Raw genomic sequence first — 8,370 nt, forward strand, 5'->3', positions numbered from 1 at the left:
CTCCCCGGAGGCAGGGAGAGGCGCCTTCCCCCTCAACTCATCCCCGTCAACTCATCCATTGGCCGCCATCGACATTGTAGGTCTGGGCGACGATGTATTCGGCCTCTTCGCTGGCCAGGAACACGGCCATGCCGGCGAGGTCTTCCGGCCTGCCCATGCGCCCATATGGCACGCCCTCACCAACCAGCCGCTTCTTCTCGCCCTTCGGCCGGTTCTCGTATCTGGCGAACAGCGCATCGACCTGGTCCCACATGTCGCTGTCGACGACGCCGGGAGCGATGCCGTTGACGTTGATGCGGTGCTTGATCAGGTCGAGCCCGGCCGACTGGGTGAGCGAGATGACGGCGGCCTTGGTGGCGCAGTAGACCGCGACCAGCGGCTCGCCACGGCGGCCGGCCTGGCTTGCCATGTTGATGATCCGGCCGCCCTTGCCCCCGGCGATCATCGAACGGGCAGCCGCCTGCAGCATGAACAGCGTGCCGGCGACGTTGACCGAAAACAGCTTGTCGTAGCTCGCCCTGGTTATCTCGACGATCGGCGCGAGGTCGAAGATGGCGGCGTTGTTGATCAATATGTCGAGGCCGCCGGTCCTGGTCTCCACCGCTTTCACCGCCGCCTCGATGGAGGCCTGATCGGTGACGTCGAGCTTGACGGCGTAGGCCTTGTCGCCGATAGCGGCCGCCGTCCTTTCGGCGGCCGCCAGATCGATGTCGGCAACCGCCACTGTCGCACCCTCGCGCGCGTAGGCTTCGGCGAACGCCTTGCCGATGCCGCGCGCCGACCCGGTGATCAGCGCCGATTTGCCTTTGAGCCTCACCGGGCCATCGCCTTGCCGTCGGGCCCGAAGCGATGCAGCTTGGTCTGGTCCGGCGTCAGATAGATGGTGTCGCCATGATGGACGCCGAGCTCGCCGTCGGCGCGCACCGTCAAGGTGCCGACGCCGTCGGCCTGGACATGCAGGAAGGTGTCGGAGCCGAGATGCTCGGCGACGCCGACGGTCGCCTTCCAGTCGCCCGCCGTGGTCGAGATGTTCATGTGCTCGGGCCGGATGCCGATGGTCTTGGCGCTGTATTTCGCCGCCGGCGCGCCTTCGATCAGGTTCATCTTCGGCGAACCGATGAAGCCGGCGACGAACAGGTTCTTCGGCGTCTTGTAGAGCTCCATCGGCGAGCCGACCTGCTCGACATTGCCGGCGTTGAGCACGACGATCTTGTCGGCCATGGTCATGGCCTCGACCTGGTCGTGGGTGACGTAGATCATCGTCGTCTTGAGCTGATGATGCAGTTCGCTGATCTCCAGGCGCATGGTGCCGCGAAGTGCGGCGTCGAGGTTGGACAGCGGCTCGTCGAACAGGAACGCCGAAGGCTGGCGCACGATGGCGCGGCCAATGGCGACGCGCTGGCGCTGGCCGCCGGAGAGCTGGCCCGGACGACGCTCGAGGTAGTTGGTGAGGTTGAGCACCCGCGCGGCGTCCTTGACCTTCCTGTCGATGGTCGCCTGGTCCTCGCCCGCCATCTTCAGCGGGAAGGCGATGTTCTTGGCGACCGTCATGTGCGGATAGAGCGCATAGGACTGGAACACCATGGCCAGCTTGCGCTTGGCCGGCGCCTCGCCGGTGACGTCGCGGCCGTCGATGCTGATGGTGCCGCCGCTGGTGTCCTCCAGCCCGGCGATCAGCCTGAGCAGCGTGGACTTGCCGCAGCCCGACGGACCGACGAACACGACGAACTCGCCATCCTCGATGACCAGGTCGATGTTCGGAATGATCGTCGTCGACCCAAAGGATTTGGAGACGTTCTTGAGCGTGATGTTTCCCATGGTTTCCTCCCCGAGGGATTATTGTCCGTCGTCCGCCGCTTGCGGCGCCCTACTACTTCACCGCGCCGAATGTCAGGCCGCGCACCAGCTGCTTCTGGCTGAACCAGCCCATGATCAGGATCGGCGCGATCGCCAGCGTCGAGGCCGCCGACAGTTTGGCCCAGAACAGGCCTTGCGGGCTGGAGAAGGAGCTGATGAAGGCGGTCAGCGGCGCGGCCTCGGTGGTGGTCAGCCGGATCGTCCAGAAGGCTTCGTTCCAGGCCAGGATGATGTTCAAGAGCATGGTCGAGGCAATGCCCGGCACCGCCATCGGGGTGAGCACATAGACGATCTCGTTCCATAGCGAGGCGCCGTCCATGCGCGCCGCCTCCAGGATCTCGCCCGGGATTTCGCGGAAATAGGTGTAGAGCATCCAGACCACGATCGGCAGGTTGATCAGCATCAGCATGACCATCAGACCGACGCGGCTGTCGAGCAAGCCGGTGTCGCGGAAGATCAGGTAGATCGGGAACAGCACCGCGACCGCCGGCATCATCTTGGTGGACAGCATCCACATCAGGATGTCCTTGGTGCGCTTGGTCGGCGAGAAGGCCATCGACCAGGCCGCCGGGATGGCGATGATGAGCGCCAGGATGGTCGAGCCAACCGACAGGATCACCGAATTCAGGAAGAACTTGAAATAGCCGCTCTGCGCCTGGACCTCGGAATAGCTCTCGAACGTCCCCGAAGGGATCAGGGCGAAGCCCTGGATCGCCTCCTGCTCCGATTTGAACGAAGTGATGATCGTGTAAAGGATCGGGAAGAAGATCAGCAGGGCGACGATCCAGGCCGCCACCGTGGCGATCGTCTTGTGCTGGGTGGTGACTGCGCGTGCCATCTTATCCTCCCTTACTTATCGAGGTTCTTGCCGACTGCGCGCATGGCGAAGAAGGCGACGATATTGGCGAGAATGACGGCGATCACGCCACCGGCGGATGCCTGGCCGATTTTGAATTCGAGCAGCGCCTTCTGATAGACGAGGAAGGGCAGGTTGGTGGAGGCGTAGCCGGGGCCGCCATTGGTTGTGACCAGGATCTCGGCGTAGACCGAGAGCAGGAAGATCGTCTGGATCAGGATGACGACGGTGATGGCGCGCGACATGTGCGGCAGCGTCAGATAGATGAAGCGGCTAAGGAAGCCGGCGCCGTCCATCTCGGCCGCCTCCTTCTGCTCGCCGTCGAGCGACTGCAGCGAGGTCAACAGGATCAGCGTGGCGAAGGGCAGCCACTGCCAGGCGACGATGATGATAACGGCGGTCAGCGGATGCTGGCCGAACCAGTCGATCGGCTGGCCGCCGAAGAAGCGCGCAATATCGGCGAAGACGCCGTATTGCGGGTGCATGATCATGTTCTTCCAGACCAGCGCCGCTACCGGCGGCATGACGAAGAACGGCGAGATGACGAGGATGCGGACGATGCCTTGTCCCCACATCGGCTGGTCGATGAGCATCGCCAGGAGGATGCCGCCGACCACCGTGATCACCAGCACGCTGACGACGATGGTCAGCGTGTTGAGAATGGCCGCAAAGAATGCCGGGTTGGAGTAGAACAGCTTGTAGTTGGAGAACCAGACAAAACCGTCGCGGATCGGGTTCAGCGGATTGTATTGCAGGAACGAGAACCAGAGCGTGAAGGCCAGCGGCACGATCATCCAGACGAACAGTAGGATCACCGATGGCGCCATCATGAAGCGGGCAAGCGAACGGGTCTGCTGAGTAGCCATGACGGTCACCCTCCAAATGTCAGCCGGATTTTAGAGTTGCGTCACAATTTTCTTGATTGTGAAGGTGGCCGCCCGAACTGGGTTTCGGGCGGCCAATGCCGGTCATGATGCGCTACCGGCGTTCGGCACCGGGAGGAGCCTTACTTGATGTAGCCGCCCTCGGTCATCGCCGCGGTGGCTGCGTCCTGGGCCTGCTTCAGCGCGTCGTCGACGCTCGACTGGCCGGCGAGGGCCGCCGAGAACAGCTGGCCGACGGTGGTGCCGAGACCCTGGAACTCAGGAATGGCGACGAACTGCACGCCGACATAGGGCACCGGCTTGACCGTCGGATGCGTCGGGTCGGCCGCGTTGATGGAGTCCAGCGTCATCTTGGCGAAGGGCGCCGCCTTCTGGTACTCGGCGTTGTTGTAGAGCGAGGTGCGCGTTCCCGGCGGAACGTTGGCCCAGCCTTCCTTCGCCGCGACCAGTTCGAGATAGCCCTTCGAGGTTGCCCAGGAGACGAACTTCTCGGCCGCTTCCGCCTTCTGCGTGCCGGCGGGAATTGCCAGCGACCATGCCCACAGCCAGTTGCCGCGCTTGCCCAGGCCATTGTCGGGCGCCAGCGCATAGCCGACCTTGTCGGCGACGGTGGAGTTCTTCGGGTCTGAGACGAAGGAGGCGGCGACGGTGGCGTCGATCCACATGCCGCACTTGCCCTGCTGGAACAGCGCCAGGTTCTCGTTGAAGCCGTTGGACGAGGCGCCCTCAGGACCGTCGGCCTTCATCAGGTCGACATAGAACTGCAGCGTGTTCTTCCATTCGGGCTGGTCGAACTGCGGCTTCCAGTTCTCGTCGAACCAGCGGGCGCCGAAGGAGTTCGACATGGCGGTCAGGAAGGCCATGTTCTCGCCCCAGCCGGCCTTGCCGCGCAGGCAGACGCCGTTCACGCCGTTGGCGCGGTCGGTCATCTTGTCGGCGGCCTGCTTGATGAAGTCCCAGGTCGGCGCATCGGGCATGGTCAGCCCGGCCTTCTCCATCAGGTCCTTGCGGTACATGACGAAGGAGCTCTCGCCGTAGAAGGGCGCGGCATAGAGCTTGCCGTCGACCGATAGGCCGCCAGCGATAGCCGGGATGATGTCCTTTACGTCATAGTCGTCGCCGAGCTTGTCGAGCGGCAGCAGCCAGCTCTGCTTGGCCCAGATCGGAACCTCATAGGTGCCGATGGTCATGACGTCGTACTGGCCGCCCTTGGTGGCGATGTCGGTGGTGACGCGCTCGCGCAGCACGTTTTCTTCGAGCGTGACCCAGTTCAACTGGATGTCGGGGTTCTTCTTGGTGAAGTCGTCGGTCAGCTTCTGCATGCGGACCATATCGCCATTGTTGACTGTGGCGATGGTGATGGATTCGGCATGCGCGGCGAACGCAAGGGCGCTAGCCGACAACAGGCCCAAAGTGAGCGTGCGAAGTTTCATCAAATTCCTCCCATAAACCAAAGTGAGCATTTGCCTTGGCTGTGAGCAATTACTCACTTAGCGTGAATTATGTCAAGCCGGATTCGATGCTGCAGCGCAGCACAAATGACCCATGCACCGCTGCGCGAAAGCTCACAGGCGGATGCGTTGAGAGGAGCCGGCAGAGTTTACCAGCGACGGTTTTTGGAGATCAGCCTATTGGCAGGCGATCTCGGCCAGGATCCCGTCGCGGAAGGCGCGGATTTTCGGCACGTTGCGGCGCGCCGACGGATAGACCAGCCAATAGGCATGGCCATCGTCGCCGACCAGATCGAAAGGCTGGATCAGCCGCCCGTCGGCAAGTTCGTTCTTGAACAGGGCCCTGGTGACGATCGCCACGCCCTGGCCGGCCATCGCGGCATTGGCCTCATAGGCTTGCGCGCCCATGCTGGTGCCGGGGCGATTGGCGAGCTCTTCGGCCGGGAGACCGGCGAGTGCGAACCACTCCTGCCACCAGATGTCGCCCGGATCGAGGATCGGGAGCTTGAGCAGGTCGGCCGGCTCCTTGACACCGCCGATACTTGCCGCAAGCTTGGGGCTGAGCACCGGGGTGAAATCGGCCCTGAACAGCATATGCGTTTCCACGCCCGGCCATTTGCCGCCGCCGGAACGGATGGCGATGTCGATATCTTCTCGGGCGAAATCGACGACACGGTTCGAGGTGTCGACACGCACGGCGAGCGAGGGATGCGCGACCTGGAAGGAGCCCAGATGCTGGGCCAGCCAATTCGAAGCGAAGGTGAGCAGGGTGGAGACGCAAAGCACGCCGTCGGCCCCCGCACGCGCGGCCGAATAGGCGCCGCTCAGCAGCGCAAAAGCCTCGCTGACGGCCGGCGCCAGGCGCTGACCGGGTTCGGTCAGTTCGATCTGCTTCGGCAGGCGGAGGAACAGCGGCGCGCCGATACGCTCTTCGAGCAGCTTGATCTGATAGCTGGCGGCCGCCTGCGTCATGCCAAGCTCTTCGGCGGCCTTGGTGAAGGAGAGGTGCCTGGCTACGGCCTCGAACACGCGGATCGCTTGCAGCGGCGGGAGCTGGGCAAACTGTCGGGCGGTGAGATCGGGCATAAGGCCTCTTTATGGGTCATGATCGACGTTTGATTGGAAGCATCTGCCAATCATCCCGATATTTGGGGTCGACGATCAACACAGTTCAAGCATAGCAAGGCTGACGATCATGACCACGATCCAGGAAAGACTTGTTTCTACCCCTGCGAATGGCTGGTTTTCCGTGCTGGCAAGGGAATTTTCGCGGTTGGCGCGCCGCAGGCGCAGCTATGTCGACGTCAGGGAATTGTCGCCCCATCTGCAGCGCGACATGGGTTTTCTTGATGGCAACGATCCCTGCGGACGCCACAAATAGACATCGCGATTTTATCGCCAATCAACTGGCCAGCAGCGCGGACGCCGTCCGCTCGTCGGTGATGAGGCCGTTGACCAGACGCCGGTTCACGGCGGCAAGGATGCCGGGCAATTTGCGCTCACCCATGGCGAGCGCGATGACCAGCGACCTTTCGCGCGACGGCAGCGCCGCTGAGGACACGCGGTCATTGGTTATGCCCTCGATCATGCGGCCCTCGCGGTCGAACACCCAGCCGACGATCTCGGCGATGCCGCCCGCTTTCTGCAGCGACTTCAACTCGCCCTCGGAAATGAAGCCGTCCTCATAGAGCGGGGCCTTGGGGCCGAGATCGCCGATGCCGACGAAAGTGACGTCGGCTTCCGCCGCCAGCGCCAGCGTCGGCTGGATCATCGGCTGGCTGAGCAGCATGTCCCGCTCTTCCGGCGAGGAGGCGATGACCGGCAGCGGCATCGGGAAGGAGCGTGCCTTGACTCGATCGGCCATGGTAAAGATGACGTTGTAGAAGGCGGCCGAGCCATCCGGCGAGATGTTGCCAGTTAGCGACACCACCTTGTGCTGCGGGCATTCCATCGGCGGCAGCTGCTCGATCGCCGCCTTCAGCGTGCGCCCGGTGCCGATCGCCATGACCAGGGGTTCCGGGGAACGCAGCCGCCGCTCGATTTCCGCCGCCGCCGCCTCGGCGACGCCGATCGTCGTCGAGGACGAGGTGGGATCGCTCGGCACCACTTCGACCAGATCGAGCGCGAAGCGCGATTTGAGCCGCGCCGCGAGGTCGAGGCAATTGGCGATCGGGTGGTCGACACGCACCTTGATCAGCCCTTCCGAGACCGCCAGCGACACCAGCCGCTGCGCCGTCTGGCGGGAAATGCCAAGCGTCAAGGCGATCTGGTCCTGCGTGTTGCCGGCAACATAATACAGCCAGCCGGCGCGCGCCGCGTCGTCCATCCGGTTGCTGCCGCTGTCCTGCCGCGAATTCACTTCTGCCTCCCAAACCCGCCCAACAGGGCGCGGGTACCACTAGCTTACAGGGAATGTGCCAACGCGCAATTGCCTATCGACAGGGCAATTGCCTGCACTCCCGATGCGACCTGGAATGGGGACGGCGGCAAAGGAAGGCCTGCTTGACGGTTTATCTCGGCACGCAAACCGATTATGGGGATCGGCAAAGGAGCCTTGCATGACGCCGAAAGCGGTTTTCTGGGATATGGACGGGACGCTGGTCGACAGCGAGCCGTTGCACGAGGCGGCCCTGGTGGCGGCGCTGCGCAGCGTCGGCATCGCGCCGCCGATCAATCTGCACGAGCGTGTGCTGGGCGTCGCCGCCTGGCCGGTCTACGAAATGCTGCGCGACGAATTCGGGCTCGACCTGCCCTTCGACGACTGGATCGTGCGCAAATACGATCACTATCTGCCGCTGGCCGAGACGCTGAAGCCGCGTCCGGGCGCGATCGAGATCTTCAACGAATTGCGCGAACGCGGCGTGCAGCAGGCGGTTGTCTCCAATTCCGACCGGCTGATCGTCGATGCCAATCTGCGTGCCGTCGGCCTGATCTACCCCGGCATGAAGACGATCAGCCGCAACGACGTGCGCGAAGGCAAGCCGTATCCCGAGCCGTTCCTGCGCGCCGCTCATCTGGCCGAGGTCGATCCGGCGCAATCCGTCGCGGTCGACGACAGCCTGACCGGCGCCATGGCCGGCCTTGCGGCGGGCATGCGGACGATGTTCTGGCCGGAAGCGCCGATGGCTGGGCCGCCGGGGGCCGTGGTGATCAACAGCGCTGATGAATTGCGGGCGCAATTGGGGCTCTAAGCGAACTCGTAAGCGTCGGCGCCGTCATCCTAAGCGGCTGGTCATTGGCGATACCGTGTAGCTTGGCGCATGGATTGTCTAATGTAGCGCTGGTCGACCCCCACTCCGTCTCGGCTTCGCCGAGCCACCTC

At 63.6% G+C, this 8,370-nt stretch carries 9 protein-coding genes; 2 read left to right on the forward strand and 7 right to left on the reverse strand.

What is annotated here, in order from left to right; genetic code table 11:
• Nucleotides 1-46 precede the first annotated feature (46 nt).
• The 6 genes from EOA33_RS15735 to EOA33_RS15760 all read right to left on the reverse strand — a co-directional run bounded on the left by EOA33_RS15735 (nt 47) and on the right by EOA33_RS15760 (nt 6,134).
• Nucleotides 47-817: an L-iditol 2-dehydrogenase gene (locus EOA33_RS15735; RefSeq protein WP_126057036.1), complete on the reverse strand. Its 771-nt coding sequence runs from the start codon at nt 815-817 to the stop codon at nt 47-49.
• Entirely contained in the window at nt 814-1,818 is a 1,005-nt protein-coding gene (locus EOA33_RS15740; protein WP_127406012.1) for an ABC transporter ATP-binding protein, read from the reverse strand. The genes EOA33_RS15735 and EOA33_RS15740 overlap by 4 nt, the downstream gene beginning before the upstream one ends.
• Before the next feature lie 52 nt (nt 1,819-1,870).
• Nucleotides 1,871-2,695 carry a carbohydrate ABC transporter permease gene (locus EOA33_RS15745; protein ID WP_126057038.1) on the reverse strand — a complete coding sequence of 275 codons (825 nt, stop codon included), beginning with the start codon at nt 2,693-2,695 and terminating at the stop codon, nt 1,871-1,873.
• A gap of 11 nt (nt 2,696-2,706) precedes the next feature.
• Entirely contained in the window at nt 2,707-3,579 is an 873-nt protein-coding gene (locus EOA33_RS15750) for a sugar ABC transporter permease (RefSeq protein WP_126057039.1), read from the reverse strand.
• Between the two features lie 140 nt (nt 3,580-3,719).
• Complete coding sequence (locus EOA33_RS15755) at nt 3,720-5,030, reverse strand: sugar ABC transporter substrate-binding protein (RefSeq protein ID WP_127406013.1); 1,311 nt, start codon at nt 5,028-5,030, stop codon at nt 3,720-3,722.
• Between the two features lie 195 nt (nt 5,031-5,225).
• Nucleotides 5,226-6,134 carry a LysR substrate-binding domain-containing protein gene (locus tag EOA33_RS15760; RefSeq protein WP_127406014.1) on the reverse strand — a complete coding sequence of 303 codons (909 nt, stop codon included), beginning with the start codon at nt 6,132-6,134 and terminating at the stop codon, nt 5,226-5,228.
• 109 nt (nt 6,135-6,243) lie between these two features.
• On the opposite strand from EOA33_RS15760, the gene EOA33_RS15765 reads away from it, so the two are divergent.
• A complete protein-coding gene (locus EOA33_RS15765) occupies nt 6,244-6,429 on the forward strand; it encodes a hypothetical protein (RefSeq protein ID WP_126057042.1) in 186 nt (61 codons plus the stop codon).
• A 21-nt stretch (nt 6,430-6,450) separates the two neighbouring features.
• Here EOA33_RS15765 and EOA33_RS15770 read toward each other — a convergent pair whose 3' ends face one another.
• Nucleotides 6,451-7,407 carry a sugar-binding transcriptional regulator gene (locus tag EOA33_RS15770; protein ID WP_127406015.1) on the reverse strand — a complete coding sequence of 319 codons (957 nt, stop codon included), beginning with the start codon at nt 7,405-7,407 and terminating at the stop codon, nt 6,451-6,453.
• 199 nt (nt 7,408-7,606) lie between these two features.
• Here EOA33_RS15770 and EOA33_RS15775 point away from each other — a divergent pair, with 199 nt between their 5' ends.
• Nucleotides 7,607-8,239 carry an HAD family phosphatase gene (locus EOA33_RS15775; RefSeq protein ID WP_127406016.1) on the forward strand — a complete coding sequence of 211 codons (633 nt, stop codon included), beginning with the start codon at nt 7,607-7,609 and terminating at the stop codon, nt 8,237-8,239.
• The last annotated feature ends 131 nt before the right edge of the window (nt 8,240-8,370 follow it).

It is taken from the genome of Mesorhizobium sp. M4A.F.Ca.ET.050.02.1.1, assembly GCF_003997725.1.
In the GTDB taxonomy this organism is placed as follows: Bacteria; Pseudomonadota; Alphaproteobacteria; order Rhizobiales; family Rhizobiaceae; genus Mesorhizobium.